The sequence below is a fragment of the Bartonella sp. AP36NXGY genome, from assembly GCF_042195865.1.
In the GTDB taxonomy this organism is placed as follows: Bacteria; Pseudomonadota; Alphaproteobacteria; order Rhizobiales; family Rhizobiaceae; genus Bartonella.
In genome coordinates this window covers 1-19,631 of sequence record NZ_JBHIPD010000025.1, presented here as the reverse complement: position 1 = coordinate 19,631, position 19,631 = coordinate 1, and the positions used below count along the sequence as shown (strand labels likewise).

At 37.9% G+C, this 19,631-nt stretch carries 13 protein-coding genes and 2 pseudogenes; 2 read left to right on the top strand and 13 right to left on the bottom strand.

The window, feature by feature from the left end; genetic code table 11:
- From ACFINX_RS08325 to ACFINX_RS08310, 4 genes are all read right to left on the bottom strand, one after another.
- The coding region (locus tag ACFINX_RS08325) for a phage late control D family protein (protein ID WP_375668633.1) at positions 1 to 707 on the bottom strand (707 nt) is incomplete at its 3' end.
- Complete coding sequence (locus ACFINX_RS08320; protein WP_375668632.1) at positions 707 to 961, bottom strand: tail protein X; 255 nt, start codon at positions 959 to 961, stop codon at positions 707 to 709. The genes ACFINX_RS08325 and ACFINX_RS08320, both read right to left, overlap by 1 nt.
- Positions 958 to 1,419, bottom strand: a complete 462-nt coding sequence (locus ACFINX_RS08315; protein ID WP_375668631.1) for a phage tail protein — start codon at positions 1,417 to 1,419, stop codon at positions 958 to 960. Before ACFINX_RS08315 ends, ACFINX_RS08320 begins: the two co-directional genes overlap by 4 nt.
- Before the next feature lie 13 nt (positions 1,420 to 1,432).
- Positions 1,433 to 2,155, bottom strand: a complete 723-nt coding sequence (locus ACFINX_RS08310; RefSeq protein ID WP_375668630.1) for a hypothetical protein — start codon at positions 2,153 to 2,155, stop codon at positions 1,433 to 1,435.
- Positions 2,156 to 2,856: 701 nt separating this feature from the next.
- Here ACFINX_RS08310 and ACFINX_RS08305 point away from each other — a divergent pair.
- Positions 2,857 to 6,543 (top strand): right-handed parallel beta-helix repeat-containing protein, encoded by a 3,687-nt coding sequence (locus ACFINX_RS08305; RefSeq protein WP_375668629.1) that lies wholly within the window; start codon positions 2,857 to 2,859, stop codon positions 6,541 to 6,543.
- Between the two features lie 646 nt (positions 6,544 to 7,189).
- Positions 7,190 to 7,492: pseudogene (locus ACFINX_RS08295) on the top strand (autotransporter outer membrane beta-barrel domain-containing protein); the annotation flags it as partial.
- Positions 7,493 to 8,042: 550 nt separating this feature from the next.
- Here the strand turns inward: ACFINX_RS08295 and ACFINX_RS08290 are convergent.
- The 9 genes and pseudogenes from ACFINX_RS08290 to ACFINX_RS08250 all read right to left on the bottom strand — a co-directional run.
- On the bottom strand, positions 8,043 to 8,825 hold the full coding sequence (locus ACFINX_RS08290; RefSeq protein WP_273790734.1) for an ABC transporter ATP-binding protein: 783 nt from the start codon (positions 8,823 to 8,825) through the stop codon (positions 8,043 to 8,045).
- Complete coding sequence (locus ACFINX_RS08285) at positions 8,812 to 9,696, bottom strand: ABC transporter ATP-binding protein (RefSeq protein WP_273790733.1); 885 nt, start codon at positions 9,694 to 9,696, stop codon at positions 8,812 to 8,814. The genes ACFINX_RS08290 and ACFINX_RS08285 overlap by 14 nt, the downstream gene beginning before the upstream one ends.
- Positions 9,689 to 10,618 carry an ABC transporter permease gene (locus ACFINX_RS08280; protein WP_273790732.1) on the bottom strand — a complete coding sequence of 310 codons (930 nt, stop codon included), beginning with the start codon at positions 10,616 to 10,618 and terminating at the stop codon, positions 9,689 to 9,691. The genes ACFINX_RS08285 and ACFINX_RS08280 overlap by 8 nt, the downstream gene beginning before the upstream one ends.
- Positions 10,619 to 10,620: 2 nt before the next feature.
- Positions 10,621 to 11,694: an ABC transporter permease gene (locus tag ACFINX_RS08275; protein WP_375612276.1), complete on the bottom strand. Its 1,074-nt coding sequence runs from the start codon at positions 11,692 to 11,694 to the stop codon at positions 10,621 to 10,623.
- 110 nt (positions 11,695 to 11,804) lie between these two features.
- On the bottom strand, positions 11,805 to 13,421 hold the full coding sequence (locus ACFINX_RS08270; RefSeq protein ID WP_375612275.1) for an ABC transporter substrate-binding protein: 1,617 nt from the start codon (positions 13,419 to 13,421) through the stop codon (positions 11,805 to 11,807).
- Between the two features lie 361 nt (positions 13,422 to 13,782).
- The gene (locus ACFINX_RS08265) at positions 13,783 to 15,408 is read right to left on the bottom strand and encodes an ABC transporter substrate-binding protein (protein ID WP_375668628.1); all 1,626 of its coding nucleotides are present in this window, start codon (positions 15,406 to 15,408) and stop codon (positions 13,783 to 13,785) included.
- 1,623 nt (positions 15,409 to 17,031) lie between these two features.
- Positions 17,032 to 17,658, bottom strand: coding sequence for a DNA-3-methyladenine glycosylase I (locus ACFINX_RS08260; protein WP_375638551.1), 627 nt, complete (start codon positions 17,656 to 17,658; stop codon positions 17,032 to 17,034).
- On the bottom strand, positions 17,636 to 19,066 hold the full coding sequence (gene xseA, locus ACFINX_RS08255; RefSeq protein ID WP_375668627.1) for an exodeoxyribonuclease VII large subunit: 1,431 nt from the start codon (positions 19,064 to 19,066) through the stop codon (positions 17,636 to 17,638). The genes ACFINX_RS08260 and xseA overlap by 23 nt, the downstream gene beginning before the upstream one ends.
- A gap of 400 nt (positions 19,067 to 19,466) precedes the next feature.
- Positions 19,467 to 19,631, bottom strand: a pseudogene (locus ACFINX_RS08250) (ABC transporter substrate-binding protein); the annotation flags it as partial.

Here is a 19,631-nt window from a genome sequence, read left to right as displayed (position 1 = left end):
ACGGGACCGCTAAACCCTGTCTGATGTTTGACTTGGCATTGCTGCCCTTTTGAGCGATCAAAATAAGAAGCTTCAATGGTGCCATATTGCGTACGTGGCTCTAATGTAAATTCCCAGTTGGAACAGTCGTGCTTATGAAGTTCGAGTGCTGGTAAGTTATCTCCGCTTAAAAACAAAAACTTATTGTCTTTGATTAAAAAACGCGCCCGCATGCGATCGGCAAGGCGGGTTAAAAAATCAACAGCCGATTGATCTGTACGAATCACATAAGGCAAAGTTTGTTGAGTGAACTGGGGACTGACCTTTGCTTGATAGCCATGGCGTTTGGCAAGTGTCTCAACAATCTCACCAACAGTTTTGTGGTCAAAATGTTCACTCACCTGTTCTTTTAGCTCTTTACGCATCGAGGCACTTTTGCCACAAAGGCGCAAGATTTCTCCATCACTGCCACCACAACTGACCACTGACTCCACAACAAAACACCCCATAAAGGCACTGATGCTGTTCTCATAGCCAAAGATCACCTGTAGCGCACTGTTGCTTGAGGGAACCTCTAAATCATTGCCACTATCGTCAAACTCTGCTTCAAATGTATCGGCTTCATTACCGGCATGGTCCGTAATCGTTGCGGTTAAAAGACGCTGGTAAAAAACCTCATGAACAGGTTTGTCTCCCACCTTGACCGCAATAAAAGGGTGTGTACGCATTAATCCCATAACCGCTTCACCATGCTTTGAGGATTAGACAACACAAATTCAGGCAGAATGACCTTTAAGCCCCGCGGTAAAAACACACCATATTTGGCAATCTCTGGATTGGCTTCCAGTGTGGCTTCTAAATAGCCTTTGAGTAAACCAGCTTGCCTCCGGTCTCTGAACACTGCCATGACATGGTGAAAGCAAAGGAGATCGAGGCTCATATCCTCTAGCTCTACAATAACATGCTTTTCTGGTATCTTCATAGAGTTTGTCCCACTTGGATTTGTCCCTCTTGGTATTGTCCTTGTGGTTTTCCGCCATTAAAAAAGGGCAAGAGCGTAATGGAATAGCGGATGCGCTGGGATTGACCAGAGCGACTGATATAGTCATGGTCTTTATTGATCGTGGTGATTACTACGGGTCCATGGAGAAGGACACTATAGGTGGTATCATTGATCCAATGAAGCATCTGGACCGGCTTTGCTCTTCGGATAGTTGTAGTGATGGCATCAATGGCTACACGGTCACCAAATTCTTCTGGAAACCAAACTCCATGAATGGTCTTTGCATCATTGCCATAGCCAGTAAATTGCAAACTGGGTGCCTTGCCAAAACGCTCCATACAAACCCATGAGGCAGAAAACTCTTCTTCAAAGGATTGGAAATTTAGCCAGTCCACATAAAATTGATGCGGTCCTAACATCAGCAAAGGATCTCTCATAAGCTCCCTCCCCTCATTCTGTCCCGCCATGCAGAGCGTTAGCGCGTGCCCGTTGAATGGCGTGAGCGACCGCACGACCAGTGACAACAGGATCACGGGCACCATTAACATGCACTGTGACATTTTGATTGTGTGTGATGGGGGAACGGTCTTTGTCTCTTTGCTCTCTCGCAGATGAATTTACAGGAGAAGCCCCCGCAAATTGCACGATGGGTTGGATGGCTGTTTTACCCCCCAAAAAACTTGGCAAAAACTCTCTTACATCAATGGAACCAATCCACCCCTTAATGCGGCTAGGCAAAGATTTACAAAAATCCATCAATTGTGAGATAGACGACATAAAGCCATCGACAATCGAATTAGCCAGATCTTCGCCCGCTTGTTCCATACCAGCCTTGGCACTCTCCGAGAGCTTTTCCTGTGTAAAAAAACTCTTCAACCATTGCCAAAAGTTGGAAAAGCTTTGTTTAACGCCCTCCCACAAATTGCCAAACCTCTCGACAACAGAGGAAAGTCCTTGTTTAAACTTTTGCCAATGGGAAGAGAGATCAAAAGCAGCAGCAATGATGTTTTTCCATTTGGTGATGGTGGTGGTATCAGCACCAAAATAAACCAAGACGTGTGCGCCAGTCATGGTAAAGCGCAACACACGTAGAGCAATGTTAAAAGCCATCAGGGCGGCAATGGTTTTGATAATGGCGCTTGTTAAAACGGGATGGTCCTTGCCCCATGCCATTTTACAAAACGCGCATTTAATGGTAAAAAATAACCATAAAAACAATAAATTATCACGTATTTCTAACTAATCTCACCTCTTCCCACTTAGTACAAAACCTAATGTCAAACTACATCCAACGGAGTTTTGTATAGTATGTAGCCTTTCGGAAATTGTGGCTTATCAGCGGATTCTGTATATTTTTATATTTCATTCGTTCAAAGAAGACACTGAGCACTCAAAGAACCCTCAACGCTCTATTAAAGCCTTCTCTCATTTTTGCTGTCAAAAACTCATTCGATACATAATGTAGGTAAGAACAATCAATTATCACATATCCACTCTAATTTCACCTTTTTCCACTAAATATAAAATATTAAAAACACTACTATTCTTATTTATATTATATTTTTTACTTTATTTTATATAACTGTATTTCTTTAATTATACATCAATAAATATTAAAATAAATGAATATTGATATAAAATAATATGTACCATTAATAAAAAACTTATTTTTAAAATATAATTATATAAAAATACATTATGAAATAAATTTAATATTACATAATTAAACATAAATACAACTTTAAATTTGACAAAAAAAGCAAAACAAAATATCAAAGTGCTGTGTTATTAAAATAAAAGCAATATCTATTTCCACTTCTGCTTATGAAGTTAGCGGGAAAATGAATGTTGGGGGCTTTAAAAGGAGTAGACTGATGCCTAAAAAATTTCTTCTATCCTGCACAGCAATTGTGGCAGTTGTACTTTCTGGTATCAATCTTAATGCACAAGCTAAAAATCTTGAAATTTCAGAAAATAAAAAAGAAGTTTCCAACGAAACCTACGAAATTATTCACGCAAAAAAAGGTGGTCAAATTATCGGCAAGCATTTGACGATAATCGGAAACAAAAAAACAAACACCAACATAGGCACAAATGCGCACGCTATAACAGCTGAAGGTTCTAACACTGCGATTGAATTACTGGATGGTACAACCATTAAAGGAACTGGTTCTAGCATTTTCTTCGGTCTTGAAGCAAAGGATGGTGCTACACTGAAAATGACTGGGGGAACTATCACAGTTTCCAACACTGGCACTAAATTCTTGAACAGTAAGAATGCTGAAAACAAGCTAAAAGATATAATAATATCAAGTGGCAAAGGCAAAGCTCCACTAACTTTTGCAATATTTGCAGACAAAGACAGTGAAGTCACTTTAGAAAATGTAAAAGTGACTAAGGCAACGAATAGCGTTACAGCAAATAATAAATCTGAAATCACGATATTGGGAGGATCATTTGATGCCACAAAGGCAGCAATATCTGCTTACAATGGCAGTCGCGTAACTCTAACTAACAATGTTCAAACTACATCATCTCATGGCACTGGACTCCATGCAACAGATTCAGAAACCACAATCGAAATGACGGGAGGAAGCGTAATCACAGAAAAAATGGCGTTGGTTGCAGAAAACGGTGGACATATCAAGGTCACGGATGTTGCGTTAACTGCGACGAATGATAAAATCGGAACAGTTGTCGCCGGCGGTCCGAACAGCGTGATTGAATTGCATGGGAATACAACAATTAAGAATGCTGTAATCGGTCTTCATGCACAAAACAGTGGAATGATTAAAATGATCGGAGGGACCATTACAGCTTCTGCAACCGGCGCTGGTTTCTATAATAGTAAGAGCAATGGAAACAAGCTAGAAAATGTGAAAATATCGGGCAGTAACCATAAAGAGCCTAAAATCACAGGAATAGGTGCCGACAAGGAAAGCAACGTCACTTTAGAAAATGTAACAGTTACGCAGGCAAAAAGTGGCATAGTTGCAAATAATCATTCTAAAGTAACGGTTTCTGGAGGATTATTTGAGGGCAAAAACGTAGGGGTATACGCTGGAAACGGCAGCAACATTACTTTAACCAGCAATAAAAAAGGTAACGTTCAAGTTACATCAACATCATCGAATAGCAAAGGACTCTACACAAATGGTTTACATTCTACCATCACAATGACGGGAGGAACAGTAACCGGAGAATTAGCGTTGGTCGCAGAAAACGGTGGACATATTAAGGTCACGGATGTTGCTCTAACAACAAATGAACATGGGGGCAAGGTCACTGATGTTCCTATAATAGGCGCAGGAGTCAATAGCGCTAATAGTATGATTGAATTATATGGCAATACAACGATTAAGAATGCTGGTGTTGGGCTTGTGGCAAGTAACGGTGGCGTAATTAAAATGATTGGGGGGACTATTACAACTTCTAAAACTGGTGTTGGCTTCGTGAACAGTAAGAGCGCCGAAAGTAAACTAGAAAATGTAATAATATCAACCGGTAAAGATAAAAATTCAGGCAAAGGAATTCTTCTAGAGAAAGAAAGTGGTCTCACTTTAAAAAATGTAAAAGTGACTCAAACAGGCAACAGCGTAATTGCAAATAATCGTTCTAACATAACAATCTCTGGAGGATCATTTGATTCAAGCTATGCAACAATATGTGCTCAAAACGGTAGCAGTATCACCTTAACGGACAATGCTCAAATTACGTCACATGATGAAGCAGGCCTCTATGCACGAGACTCAAAATCCACAATTACAATGACAACAGGAAACGTGACAGGAAAATATACAGCCTTAGAAGCAGACATAGGTGGCCATATTACGGTTACAAATGTTGCTTTAAAAGCAACTAATAATGGCAGTGGTGTAGCTGCTGGTGCAGCTGCCTCTGGCTCTAACAGTGTGATTGAATTGCTTGGCAATACAACGATCAGTGACGTTAAAATCGGAATTGATGCGCAAAACGATAGCACAATCAAAATGATCGGAGGAACCATTACTGCTTCCGAAGCAGGCGTTCACTTGTTAAAAAACAAGAGCAATAACAAACTGAAAGATGTAACGATATTAAATCGTAAGGATAATGCACTACTAATCAATGCAATAATTGCAAGAAGAAGTGCCATTACTTTAGAAAATGTAACCGTTCCGCAAGCAATCAATAGCATAATTTCAGATAATGGTTCTCAAATAACAGTTTCTGGAGGATCATTTAACGCAAAAGGTGCAGCAGTATCTGCTATAAACGGCAGTACTATTACTTTAACTGACAATGCTCAAATTACATCATCTGATGACAGTGGGCTCTATGCAAAAGATTCAAAATCCACCATCACCATAACGGGAGGAACAGTACAAGGTAAAACTACTGCATTATTTGCCGGAAACGGCGGACATATTAAAGCCACGAATGTTACTCTAATAACAGCAGATAATAACGGATTCGGTGCGGAAAGCCAAGATGTTGGCAGTTTAGTTGAATTATATGGCCATACAACGATTAAAAATGCTGAGATCGGACTTTATTCAGAAAATGGCAGCACAATCAAAATGAGTGGAGGGACAATAATTGCCGAAAATAGTGCATTTGTTGTAAATAATAATGGACATATTGATGTAACAAATGTTTCTGCCACAGCAGAAGATAGAGGTATCGCATTTGAAAAGTCTAAGAACAATAGAACATCAGAAATCAATTTAACCAATACAAAACTTCATATTAAAAACGGTACTGGAATTAATGCAAATGAATCAATTGGTAAAGCCAATCTCAAAAATTCAGAAATCCGTGCCAATGTTTTATTAGTAACCGAAGCTTCAACGAAAAAAAATGATTTCACTTTTACACTAAACGCCGATCGCTCCATCTTAGACGGCAAAGTGAGCACTGAAAAAAAATTCAAAACAGTCTTTGATTTGCAAAACAATACGAAATGGACATTGAAAACAAGCACAAATAAAAAAAGCCAGAACAAAAAACTGCTTGATATTGCTCAAAGAGCACGTTCTGATATTTCTGTCCTTAACATCAATAACAGCTCTATTGTTTTTGAAGAGCCAACTGAAAATCATTATCACACGTTGCACATAGGATCTGGCAGACCAAATACTAAAAAAGTCTACAATGCTACAGGAAAAGCAGAAATTCATTTCAACGTCGAATGGAGTGATAGTGCTGCCATAAACAAACAAAAAGCTGACCATCTTCTGATTCACGGTGATGTTTCAGGTACTACACTGGTTTATATCACTGGACATTTAGAAAAGAACAATATTAAAGCAGACGCTTCTGCTCTTACCAGTGCACGTGGTCTTTCACTCATTCAAGTTTTTGGGAAAGTAAATCAAAACTCTTTCAAACTTGCACAGGACTATATCACAATAAGTGGTTCACCTTATAAATATATACTGAAAGCTTATGGACCAAAATCAAACCACAGTAAAACAAATGCTGAACAAAACCTTTTAGGAGAAAATAAAAATTTCTGGGATTTTCGCTTACAACCAGTACTGCTTGATAGCGACTCAAAAGTAAAAACCATCGTGCCATAAATACAAACTATTTGATCAAGCCCCAATGCTCTCTTGTACGCTGGATTGACCAATATGGCTAAGCAAAATGCAACTGTTAACCAATATGCGACATTTGTCTTAAGGAAAGAATAAGACAAACGGAATGGCTTTTTCTTATATACCTATGGAAAAACAGGAAGCTTATTTTTTGATAAGTAGTACTTCTAGTAGATATGGTTATAGCAGTGCTCATCTTCGTTATGCTTCTCTACAAGGAGGTGTTAACTTTGTCGCGCTAGAAGGGAAAAATATCTACAACACATTTTGGTCTTATAGAAACCTATGGACAACTCTCTTTGCACTCCAAAGAATATGCAAGACAGCAAGTAAGAGCATATTGAATAAATGGTCATTTCACTCACCGCCTATGGCAGTAAACAGCGTGACAGTGGTTTCTATCTTGATACGCTGTTTATCCTATGGATTCCTAAAGAGAAAGATCACCAATGCCCTCATTAGTACAACCACAAAATTGAAAAATGCAAAAATGTTGGCGATCTCCACAACTGTTAGCAAACAATTTGCAACGGGTATCCAAGGCGTAACATTCGAACCGCAGGCACAGCTTGCCTATCAACATTTGATGTTTGATACCATTAAAGATGCTGATAATCTGACCATTAAGATGCAAAATCCTTCTCAATGGATAATCCCGTGTTGGTGGACGTTTGACAAAAACCATTGCCACTGAAAACAGCCGTCCTATGTCTTTCTATGGAAAAGTAAACTTAATCAAAACCTTTGGTGATGATCAGACATTCCATATTGATAAGTATTATAAATGTGACCCCTCGGGAAGTTTCGTTGAAGGTGGCCCACAATTGTCCGCTAACCTCTCCCTTCATGGTGATGTCAGCTATCAACAAAAGCTTCAAAAACTGGTATAAGTGGTGCAAGCTTTTCAGGAGGAATACTCTATCAGTTTTAAATCAAGACTGTAAAAATAGCCTATTCAATTTAACAAAAAGGCAGCATATTGCTGCCTTTTTGGTTTATTATAAGCTGTTTTTAAGCGCTTTTTTAAATAGAGAACAGCGAAATATTTGAAGACAGTCATTGACCATTGGATGTTTTTTACAAAAAATTCTTTTTATAAAGAATAAAACTGTAAAAAAGAGAACAACCAAAAACAAAATGATATTGTAAAATAATGAGAAGCTTTTCTAGAAAATACAACATTACTATCGTTTGTTATTTCTCACGAATTTAATGCTTAAAATTCCAAAATAAAACTTTTGAACATAAAATGATAAGTAAAAAATAATGCAATAATATCAAACAAAGGGATGTATGTTATAAGTCACTCATATATTTCAAAATGGAAGTTCTAATAGGATTTAAAATATTACAGCTCAAACACTGCCCAGAAAATTCATACTGAAAAAATCCTATTATCCCCTTCCCTCTTAACAATGCCGCCAAACATCTCCAGAAACTTCAAAACAAATAAAATTGCATTTTCTCTTCTGTAAAATTGATCATGCTCTTTGCTCTCTATGGACAATAGGCTCTATACTTGCTTCAAAAAACTCCTTTGTATAATCGTGTTGCGCATGTAGATTACGCAATTCATCATTGCTAAGCTCTTCAAGAATAATCCCTTTATGCATAATTCCAACACGTTCACAAATATGTGCAACAACAGCAAGATCATGGGATACCATTAAATAAGTAAGCTTTTTTCTCACGCGCAGTGATTTCAACAAGTTTAAAATTTCAGCCTGTACCGACACATCCAATGCAGATGTTGGCTCATCAAGCAACAACACCTCTGGCTCAATAATTAAAGCACGTGCAAGAGCAATACGCTGACGCTGCCCTCCAGACAACTCATGAGGATAACGATAAAGAAATGAAGAATCTAAACCAACGGAATCTAAAGCATCCTCCACTCGCTCTCTTTGATTATCCATTCCATGGATTTTGAGCGATTCAGAAAGAACCGTATGGACCATTTTTCTTGGATGCAGCGAAGCATAAGGATCTTGAAAAACCATTTGAATACAGCGTAAAAAATCCTTACTTCTTTTCTTTTCAACTTCTTGTCCAGCAAAAAGGAATTTTCCACTATAATCTGGAATAAGCCCCACCAATGTATTCAAAATAGTTGACTTTCCACATCCGGATTCACCAATCAAACCATAAGCTTCACCACGCTTAATATGAAAATTAACATTTTTAACAACTGTTACTGCCTTATGCCTGTGCCCAAAAGTTACAGATAAATTAGAAACATCAATAATATTCTCACAATTTGTCATGAGGAACCTCCTCAACGCCATTAACAATCGTAGGATTATACAACCAATCAGGATCACGCTCAGGAACAGCCAAAATATCAACTGGATTATCAAGCCGTGGCAAACTCGCGAGCAACGCCTTTGTATAAGGATGACAAGCGTGAGACAAATCAGAAGCAGGCAACTCTTCTAAGACACGGCCCGCATACATCACCAAAATACGATCACAAAAATCAGCAATCATATTTAAATCATGACTAATGAAAATAAGTCCCGTTCCAGATTTTGTCACAAGTTCATCTAATACAGATAAAACTTGTCGTCTGACCGTAATATCAAGTGCAGATGTTGGCTCATCAGCAATAATTAAATCAGGTTTTGGAATGAGCATCATTGCAATCATCACGCGCTGCCCCATCCCCCCAGATATTTCATGAGGAAAGAGACGCATCACATGTTCAGGATCACGAATATGAACAGATTCTAACATAGATATGGTGCGCTCCCTCGCTTCAGCTTTTGAAACACGGTAATGAATACGGTAAGCCTCCATAATCTGTTCCCCGATCCGTATTAATGGATTAAGTGAATATTTGGGATCCTGTAAAATCATTGAAATACGTTTCCCACGGATTTTTCGCATCTGAGGTTCACTTGCGGCCAATAAATCAACATCCTCAAAGCGCATTTTTTTAGCTTTAACAATGGCTGCTTTTGGACTCAATCTTAGTATTGCGCGCCCAGTCATCGATTTTCCAGATCCGGATTCACCAACAATTCCAATTTTTTCTTTTCCAACAGAAAAACTAACGCCACGCACAACTTCTGAAATGCCGCGCGTTGTAGGAAAAGAAATACGTAAATCTTCTACTTCTAATAATTTATTACCCATTGCGTGGATCCAATACATCACGAAGACCATCACCTAAAAGGTTGAAAGCAAGACTTGCAAATAATATTGCACAGCCTGGTATTGCCGCCAACCACCAATTTGTCATCATAAATTCCCGCCCTGAAGAAAGCATCGCACCCCATTCAGGACTTGGAAGTTGAGCTCCCAACCCTAAAAAACCAAGACCAGCAGCCGTTAAAATAATTCCAGACATATCCAAAGTTAATCGTACAATCACTGAAGGAATACACATGGGCGCAACATGAAACAAAATAATTCGCCAAGCAGAGGCCCCTTGCAGGCGAACTACAGAAACATAATCAGAAGAACGTATTGTCAAAGTCTCAGCACGTGCTAAACGTGCAATTGGTGGCCATGCTGCAATTGAAATTGCAATAGAAGCATTTTCAATCCCTGGTCCCAATGCGGCTGAAAATGCAAGAGCTAAAATCAAACCTGGAAAAGCAAGAAAAATATCGACAATGCGCATGAGCACAGTATCAACCCATCCGCCCATATAACCAGATACAGTTCCAACAATAAGCCCTATTGGACCTACAATAACTGTTGTAAGAAAAACAACATAAAGAGTAATACGGGAACCAAAAACAAGGCGACTAAAAATATCACGTCCCAATTCATCTGTTCCAAAATAATGCGCCATAGAGGGTGGCTGCAACCGATGCCCCAGATCATTGCTAAGAAAATCATGCGTAGCAATCCAAGGAGCAAAAAATGCACATATGATAATAATACAAATAATAAGCAGACCGAATACAGCCGAAAAGTTATGAAAAAACTTAGCCAGTGCGTGATAAATTCTTTGTATGTTCGCTTGAATTATGGAGTTTGGAACAGGATCGTTTAACCAACTACCCAAAGAAGATGATGATTGCGATTTATGATGATTACTTACTGTCATATTCAACGTGTCCTTGGATCAAAAATGCGATAAAGCAAATCAGAAAATAAATTAATGGCGACAAAGATAAATCCTACAAGTAAAGTACATCCTACAACTGCATTCATATCTCCGGCTAAAAGAGCGTTTGTCAAGTAATGTCCAAAACCAGGCCAAGCAAAAACTGTCTCCGTTAAAACAGCCCCTTCTAATAAAAAAGCATAAGAAAGTGCAACAACGGTAATAATTTGAACAGCAGCATTTCGAAAGGCATGCCCCCAAACGGTTCGCGCCCACGATAATCCCTTTACACGTGCAGTAATGATATATTCCTGATTAAGCTGCTCAATCATAAACCCACGAGTCATACGGCTAATATAAGCCATAGCACCGAAAGCCAAGATCAAAGCAGGCATAATAACGTGACTAAAAACATTACCAAAAGCCTGCCATTGTCCTTGGCTTGCAGTATCCCAAAGGAAAAATCCTGTTTTTGGTTCAAAAGAATATTCATAAAGAAAATCAAGTCGTCCTGGGCCACCAACCCAGCCAAGCTTGGCGTAAAATATTAACAACGCCATTAATCCGAGCCAAAATGTTGGAGTAGAATAACTTACAAGTGTAAAAACACGGACAACATAATCAATAAATGAATCGCGATACATTGCTGCAAAAACACCAAATGGAATTCCAAGACTTGTGCCAATAACAATAGCAACGGTTGCAAGCTCTAATGTTGCAGGAAACACACGCATAATATCGGCTAGAACAGGTCGCCCAGAAGTTAAAGCATCTCCAAAGTCAAACAAAAATACATTATGAAGATACTTCCAATATTGGACAATCAACGGCTTATCAAGACCCAGCTTATAATACATTGCATCATAAGCTTCCTGACTGATATTATCACCAAGAATAGACAGAACCGGATCTAGAGGAAGAAGATGACCAAGAAAAAAAGTGATCGTCACCAACCCAAGCAATGTGATAAAAACTGAAATAAGAAGTTTCAATCCTTTGCATAAAAAATCCCATAAAAATAATTTTTTCTGCTTTTCTGATACAGCTCTTTCAGTCTCTGAAAGTGGCAAAACCATTATAAAAATCCCCTCTGTAGCGACAAAACATAAAGCAAATACTTTTTTATATAACAAAACAATCTCTTATTAAGCATGTTCTACAATCCTTTTCTATAACATGCTTCTTTTTATTTTTCTGCTTCATTGTAATAAAGTCTATAACTGTTCCAAATCCATTTTTTGACATCAGGCCCCATACCAACGGTATAATATGTCTGAAATAAATAAACCATAGGACCATGCTCTAGCACATAATGCTGTAAAGTACGATATTGCATGATACGCTTATTGGGGTCTTTCTCAAACAAAGCATCCATCACCATGTTATTAATATTTTCATCATAATACCCAGCGCGCCAAGCTAAATACATATTGTGCTTTTTTGTAAATGTTGGATCAGGGTTAAACACGTGATTTAATGAAGCAGGATGTCCATCAGGATCGGCACTCCCCCACCCCATAATAGCAGTATCATAATTTCCACCACGTACACGGCTCAACAATTGATTTTGTGCCATTTTTTCAATTGTAAGCTCAACACCAATTTTGCGTGCATTGGCTTGAATAGACTGTGCAACAGACGACATATAACTAAGGCTTCCAACTAAAAGATTAGCTTTAAACCCATTAGGATAACCAGCTTCAGTAATCAGTTGTTTTGCTTTTTTCAAATCCAACTGAAAAGGCAAACCTTCTTTTTCATCTAAAGCACCTGGAACACCTAAAGACATATAAGTTGCCCGAGGAATAGCAATCCCTTTCAAAACAGTTTTTCCAAGACCTTCATAATCAACCAAATAACGAAGTGCCAATCTGACCTTTTCATTCGCAAAAATTGCATTCTTATTATTTAACGATAAGTAAATAATCTGCGGACGCAAAACACGACTAATTTTGACTGGGCCTCCTTTTTTTTCAAGATCTAAAATATCCTCTGAAGAAAGATCACGCACTATATCCACATCACCTTTTTCCAAAAGAAGTCTTTGACTTGATGAATCCGCTACATGCTGCACAACAATCTGCTTAATTTTAGGCACATCGCCCCAATAATGTTGTGTCGCCTCTAACACAACTTTATCTCCTGGAGACCAGCTCACCAATTTATAAGGTCCAACACAAGCTGTATGTGTTGCTAAATATTTATTCCCCATATCACCGTTAATACTCTGTGCTTCAATTGTTTTCCGATCAAGCAAAGCAGAAGCATAAGATTGTCCAATAACAGTCAATATGAGCTGAATAGGATAGGGTTTATCTAATTTTAATTGTAAAGTCTTATCATCAAGAGCCTGAATATTTGTTTCAATATTGTTTTTGGTAAACCCATAATCCATTAAAGATTGAGCATAGCTTAATCCTAATTTAATAATCCGTCGCATCGACCATACCAAATCTTGCGCTGTAGCCATCCTTCCATCATTAAACTTTAAATCATCACGAAGATGAAAGACTATTCTTTTGCCATTGTCTAAAACGTCCCAAGATTTTGCCATAGCAGGGCGAATTTTTGTAGGATCATGCTCATCATATTGCACTAACGCGCTGCAAATATTCGTTAATAACTCACTCGTCACAACCTCAACAGTTTGCGCTGGATCAAAACTACTAATTGAATCAATATTCCATGCCATTACCAATATATCTTTAGATGAGGCACTGAATGCCGTTGTTACAGCCCCATTAAAAAAAATGATTGAGCTTAATAAAATAGAAATTTTTTTCAATATTCTTTGTTTTCCCATTTTATCTCTTCCTTTTGTATTCTTCTACCTTTTCACACAAAGTGATTGTGATTTTGCTTAAATAGCATAGCATTAGACATCAATTTCATTTAATCAAACTAAGCATCTACAAAATAATTTTCTTATACATCAGTCTATATTCGGGATGCAGAGAATCTATAACCATAAACAAAGATCCTCCCCAATATAACTTTCTATATTCATCGCTCCCTATAAACGATCTTAATTATATACTGCTACTACACAAACATCCCTCACAGTTTCATCCTAAAAAAACTGAAGAGCTTTATATGGGAGAATATTTTCATCATGCAATTATGATTAAGCTCTTTTTAGCTTTGATAACACTAAAAAGACACACTTATTTTTCAATTTTACTATAAAAAATACGCGGTGCACTATTCCAAACCCATTTTTTGACATCAGGCGTCATCGCGACAACGCTATATTGTTGAAAGATAAACGCATAAGGTCCTTTTTGCATTAATTCACGTTGTAAATCAGCATAGAGTTGCGCTCGTTTTTGCGGATTTTTTTGAAACAACGCTTCTTCAACTTTTTGATTCATCTTAGCATCAAAATACCCATGCTTCCAACTAGGATAGGCTGTATTTCTAGCCTCAAAACGATTATCTGGATTGAAAATAAGACGTGAAGCCATGGTATGAGGATCCGCAGAATCATTATTCCATCCGATAAAAGCCGTATCAAAAGCTCGAGCATCCACTTTTGAAAATAACTGTGTACCTGCTACACGTTCAATTTTAAGACGTACGCCCGCCTGTGCAGCACTATCCTGGAGTGACTGAGCAAGTAACAAAGTATAAGGAGTGTTTGACACGAGAAAATTTGCCTCAAATCCATTCGGATAACCAGCTTCTGCTAAAAGCTGCTTGGCTTTTGCAATATCAAGTTTAAAGGGTTGCCCCTCTTTTTCATCCAAAGCCCCAAAGTTGCCAAGAGGAATAAAACTGGCCCGTGGGATACCAATCCCTTTGAGAAGCTTCTTGCCAAGACCTTCATAATCTATGAGATAACGCATCGCCAAACGTACTTTTTCCTTAGCAAAAATAGGATTTGTCATGTTAAATCCCCAGTACATCATAGATGGTTCTAACACTTCTTCGATTTTAACATCTGTTGTTTTTTGCAGATCTGCAAGATCTTCAGGGGTCAAATCACGAGCAACATCAATATCATGTTTTTGCAACAACAAACGTTGTGTTCCGGGCTCTGCAACATGGCGAATTAAAATCTGCTTCAGTTTAGGCGCTTGTCCCCAATAGTGAGAGCTTGCACGCAACAAAAGAGCTTCTCCAGGGCGCCAACTTTTTAACTGATAAGGACCAACACAAGCAGCATGACCTTTCAAATACTGATTTCCAAAATCGCCATCTTTTTCGTGTTTCATAATCGTCTTACGATCAAGCAAAGCTGTTGCACGACTCGCAACAATATTATTAAGAATGAGCTCTGCTGGATAAGGCTTATCAAATTTCATCACAACCGTTTTCTCATCGGGAGCTTGCAAAGCATCATCAACATTTTGTTCTGTAATTCCATATTCATTAAAAATTGCCGCATTACCCATCTTCAATTTGACAATCCGCTTCATACCCCAAACAAGATCATTGGCATTGGCTGATCTGCCATCATTAAACTTCAAACCATCACGTAAATGAAAAGTAATCACCGTACTGTGATCATCACCTGAAACATCCCAATGTGTTGCTAAAACGGGAACCATTTTAGCAGGATCATCTGTCGCAGTACTCACCAAGTTATCACAAATATTGTAAATAATTTCACTTCCATAAACATCATTAAGTTGTGCGGGATCAAACGTACTGATTGCATCAAGATTCCAAGCCATCACAAGGGTATCAGCGGGTGTTTTTGCTGAAACCTGTTGTACAACTACGCCCAAAGCCATAAGAGCAGCAACAAGAGAGCTGCTACTTTTCAATATTGTTTTCTTCAAGTTCATAAACTTTTCCCTTTATTTATTTTTATCAATTAATGACGCTGAAATAATATAGCAAATTTATAATTATAACATTGAATAAATACGTTCTAATCGCCTATATTTTTAATCACCTACACAGAGTCATCTACTTGATAAATTCATTGACTTACGTCTCAATAAACCATAACGAACATGCAATATATGTTTTGCTAACCAGTATTACATTCTTTTCATAACCTCTTTGCATATGATAATGCACTATATCAGTTCTCTATTAATCATCAATAAGCCTTGTCGCCCCAAAAATAGTGAGCTTTAAAAAAATCATTACGCAAAAATTTATGAATTCATTATTCTATTCCTTTAGGCGACATTTAAAATAAAATATGCAAACTTTTAAAATAGTCATCCCCCTCAAACACTGTTTCAAGATACGGCGCATCTTTACTACATGACAAAAACGACACTGGAACAGCAGAAAGACATAAGAAAATATCTTTTCTAAAACGCTATCCCCCACAAAAAGCTGCTTAATCTTTTGAAAAATAAGTGTCAAAAGTTTTACGTTTTTACCAACAAAACCAAACGCGTTAACAAAGATAAAGGAAAAATGAGAAGAATCATTCCTTCCACGCTTTATCTTTTGAGAAATAAAGCTTACAATAAAAGAATATACACTAAAATGCATCCCCCATTGATAAAAACAAAATTCATTAGACGCTTCCCCCCCAAAAGACATAACGAATATAAACCCTTCTAAACTTTAGTGTGCATCATTGCTTTACCACCATAAAAATAGAACAGAAAACAACATACCGCAATAGAACTCTCGTTTCCAGCGGAAACATACAGAGATTCAACGAAGCAATGCAGTGAATACCAGTCTGTCTGAGCTTAAGTATCCTCCCAAAACTGGAGCTCACACGCAGTAAAATTCCTCTCTAGTGAAGGAAAGTTATCAGATAATAAAACCTAACACAAGCAGCTTGAGTCATTTAACTTCAATTTTTCATCGCTGTATTTTATTTTTATTACCTAGGTAAGCATTGAGCAATCGACCTACATATAAATAAACCGACAGTCATACAAGCAAAGTAAAACAATGCAACAACAGCACCCCATCTAAAAACCACTTTGCATTCGTCAATAATCATGAATAAAATATTCATTAATTATAACCGTCATGTCATTAACAGAAATAAAAAAAACTCTTCTCAACCATTACAAATGCCAAAGACTGTTGCACAACATTGAGAGCTAGTAAAGTGTGTGATGGTGCCGATTTGCTCCTTCATAAGCGTAAAGATGGAGTGCACAATGGATTTACTGTCATACCATTCACGGGCGCCACCGCGAAATGGGTTTTGGTGTACTAAATGTTTCTTTAAAACATACAAGACATTACCATTATCTCACTTCAGATACATAACAGTTAAGGTATCACTTCTTTTGGCATCTGTTTTTTCATCCTCAAAATTATACCTTTATCGTTTTTAGTGCCAACAACAGTAGAAAATCATTAATATTGTATAGTTTGTATATTTCAATTATCTTATACAGTGGAATTGTATAATCTATACATTTATTAAATAATTCAATTATTATCCTATTGATCATTACTCTTACAAAAGACAGTTTGCCAATTTATCGACAAAAACATCCTTCAAGATGATCATTAACAATCCCTACGGACTGCATAAAAGCATAACAAATTGTGGGACCAACGAATGTCCAGCCACGTCTCTTCAAGTCTTGAGAAAGACGAAGAGAAGCAGGTGTCATAGGGTTAGCCAACAGTGTTTGAAAGTCTATCTTTTCATAACGCTCTGATTGTGGTGGCTGAAAAGACCAAAAATAGCGGGACAAACTTCCCCACTCTGTTATAATTTCTTGTGCTCTAAGTGCATTATTAAGCACTGATTGAATTTTTCCTTGATGGCGAACAATGTCTTTATTTTGCATTAACATTTTCACCTTTAGCTCATCGTAATGAACAATCTTTTCAAAGTCAAAGTGATCAAATGCAACGCGAAAAAAAGAGCGTTTTTTTAAAATTGTAAACCAAGAAAGCCCCGCTTGGAAACCTTCAAGACAAATTTTCTCAAACAAACGAATATCCTCAAAAATAGGCTTTCCCCATTCGGTATCATGATAAGCACAATAAAGTGGATCCGTTCCAGCCCATGCGCAACGAACTTTTTCATCCACTCCCTTAAGAAGACCTTCCGCAAGCATGGCATTAACCGTATTAAAAGAGAGTTCCTTGATCATCGCTTGGCGACTTTATCTGCTTGTGTTTTGACCGTTTAGAAAAAACAGGTTCTTGTGTTGCAACACTGATATCTCCATCAAAAAAGCGTAAATTTATTTGCCCTGTTTCAGGAAACTGAACCAATCGTTTAATGGGCTTATGATCTTTCCCCAAAGCCAAAACAAAACCGCGCTCCAAAATATTCTGATATGAAGTGCTTCTTAAAAGCCTAGATACTACCTCTAACCCAGCACGTTGTTTTTCCACACTACGCACAAAAGCACGCTGAAGACGTGCCGTATATTCCTTTGTATTGCGTTGTGCTTTTTCACTATTTAACAAACGCGGTGAAAAACGCACACCAAGTGCATGAAAAGAAAAACGTCTTTTATCGTAGCTTACACAAAGAGCACGCTGCAATCGACTTGAAGTTTCATCCAAACCACGCCGTGGTAAAGCAAAAAGTTGATCGGCAGTCGGAAGAGCTCGTAGAGTAGCACGCAATTTTTGTCGATAAAAATCCAAATAACGCGCGAGTCCCTTGCGCAAACGTGCATCAAGCGATGCCACCAGCACCTCGAGATCAAGCTTAACAGGAACAGCCCGTTCTGCTGCGGCGGTAGGAGTTGGAGCGCGCCAATCAGCCACATAATCAATCAAGGTCCAGTCCGTTTCATGCCCAACAGCAGAAATAACAGGAAGAGAAGATTCATAAACAGCACGAACAACAGCTTCGTCATTAAACCCCCACAAATCTTCTAAACTTCCTCCTCCCCGTGCAACAATAATAAGATCAGGTTTTGGAATAAGTCCACCTAGACCAAGAGCATTAAAACCTTCAACAGCAACAGCCACTTCCCTCCCACTTGTTTCCCCCTGAACACGTACAGGCCAAACCAAAATATGCAACGGAAAACGATCGGATATACGATGAATAATATCACGAATAACAGCACCTGTTGGTGATGTTACAACGCCTAAAATTCGAGGCATATAAGGCAAAGGTTTTTTCTTTTCTTCATCAAACAAGCCTTCTTCTAAAAACTTTTTCTTACGATTTTCAAGAAGTGTCATCAAAGCACCAACCCCCGTTGGTTCAAGAGCCTCAATGACAATTTGATATTTCGATGACCCTGGATACGTCGTAAGTTTACCAACAGCAACTACTTCCATCCCTTCTTCAGGAGGGAATTTGAGCTTTTCCATAACTCCACGCCAAATAACAGCTTCCAACCGTGCCTTATCATCTTTTAAAGCAAAATAAGCATGTCCCGAAGCATGAGTACCACGGTACCCTGATATCTCCCCACGCACCCGTACATAACCAAACTTTTCTTCAACAACACGCTTTAGAGCCCCTGCTATTTCGGAAACAGTGAATTCTGCCACATTTGTTACACCTGTTTTTTCACTAAACAAACTTACCATTTTTCAATTCTTTACGCCCGTTTCTGTGAATCTTTTTGAAACAACACATCTTTAAACTTTTGATTTATAGCTTCATCAAAATACCCATAACACCGGCTAGAACAGCTTATATTTTTAATTTCAAATCGATTATCAGGGTTGTAAAAAAACTTGAAGCCGTTGTACGGGGATGTCTAGAGTCATTATTTCATCCGAAAATTGTATCAATAGAAGTTAAAATATTCAATCCTAACATCCAAACAAACACATCTTCTATAAGAATTCCTGAAATAAAATTCTCTACACAACATAGTAATCCATTCCCGATAGAATTCAATGTATTGCAAAGTATTAAAGAGCTTTGCAATACATCAAATATATCATGACCCTGTTTTTTATATTTTATAAACTTGATACCTTCTTATTTTTCAATTGCACTATAAAAAATACGTGGTGCACTATTCCAAACCCATTTTTTAACATCAGGTGTCATCGCTATCGTGTGATACGTCTGATAGATAAAAGCATAAGGCCCTTTCTGCATAAAATCACGTTGTAAATCAGCATACATTTGCGCCCGTTTTTT

What these genes read in the sequence shown, in the direction of transcription:
- ACFINX_RS08290 (WP_273790734.1), bottom strand. Translation starts at nt 8,825, where the DNA reads ATGACAAATTGTGAGAATATTATTGATGTTTCTAATTTATCTGTAACT.
- ACFINX_RS08260 (WP_375638551.1), bottom strand. Translation starts at nt 17,658, where the DNA reads ATGATCAAGGAACTCTCTTTTAATACGGTTAATGCCATGCTTGCGGAA.
- ACFINX_RS08305 (WP_375668629.1), top strand. Translation starts at nt 2,857, where the DNA reads ATGCCTAAAAAATTTCTTCTATCCTGCACAGCAATTGTGGCAGTTGTA.
- ACFINX_RS08275 (WP_375612276.1), bottom strand. Translation starts at nt 11,694, where the DNA reads ATGGTTTTGCCACTTTCAGAGACTGAAAGAGCTGTATCAGAAAAGCAG.
- ACFINX_RS08265 (WP_375668628.1), bottom strand. Translation starts at nt 15,408, where the DNA reads ATGAACTTGAAGAAAACAATATTGAAAAGTAGCAGCTCTCTTGTTGCT.
- ACFINX_RS08270 (WP_375612275.1), bottom strand. Translation starts at nt 13,421, where the DNA reads ATGGGAAAACAAAGAATATTGAAAAAAATTTCTATTTTATTAAGCTCA.
- ACFINX_RS08280 (WP_273790732.1), bottom strand. Translation starts at nt 10,618, where the DNA reads ATGACAGTAAGTAATCATCATAAATCGCAATCATCATCTTCTTTGGGT.
- ACFINX_RS08315 (WP_375668631.1), bottom strand. Translation starts at nt 1,419, where the DNA reads ATGAGAGATCCTTTGCTGATGTTAGGACCGCATCAATTTTATGTGGAC.
- ACFINX_RS08320 (WP_375668632.1), bottom strand. Translation starts at nt 961, where the DNA reads ATGAAGATACCAGAAAAGCATGTTATTGTAGAGCTAGAGGATATGAGC.
- ACFINX_RS08310 (WP_375668630.1), bottom strand. Translation starts at nt 2,155, where the DNA reads ATGGCATGGGGCAAGGACCATCCCGTTTTAACAAGCGCCATTATCAAA.
- ACFINX_RS08285 (WP_273790733.1), bottom strand. Translation starts at nt 9,696, where the DNA reads ATGGGTAATAAATTATTAGAAGTAGAAGATTTACGTATTTCTTTTCCT.
- xseA (WP_375668627.1), bottom strand. Translation starts at nt 19,066, where the DNA reads ATGGTAAGTTTGTTTAGTGAAAAAACAGGTGTAACAAATGTGGCAGAA.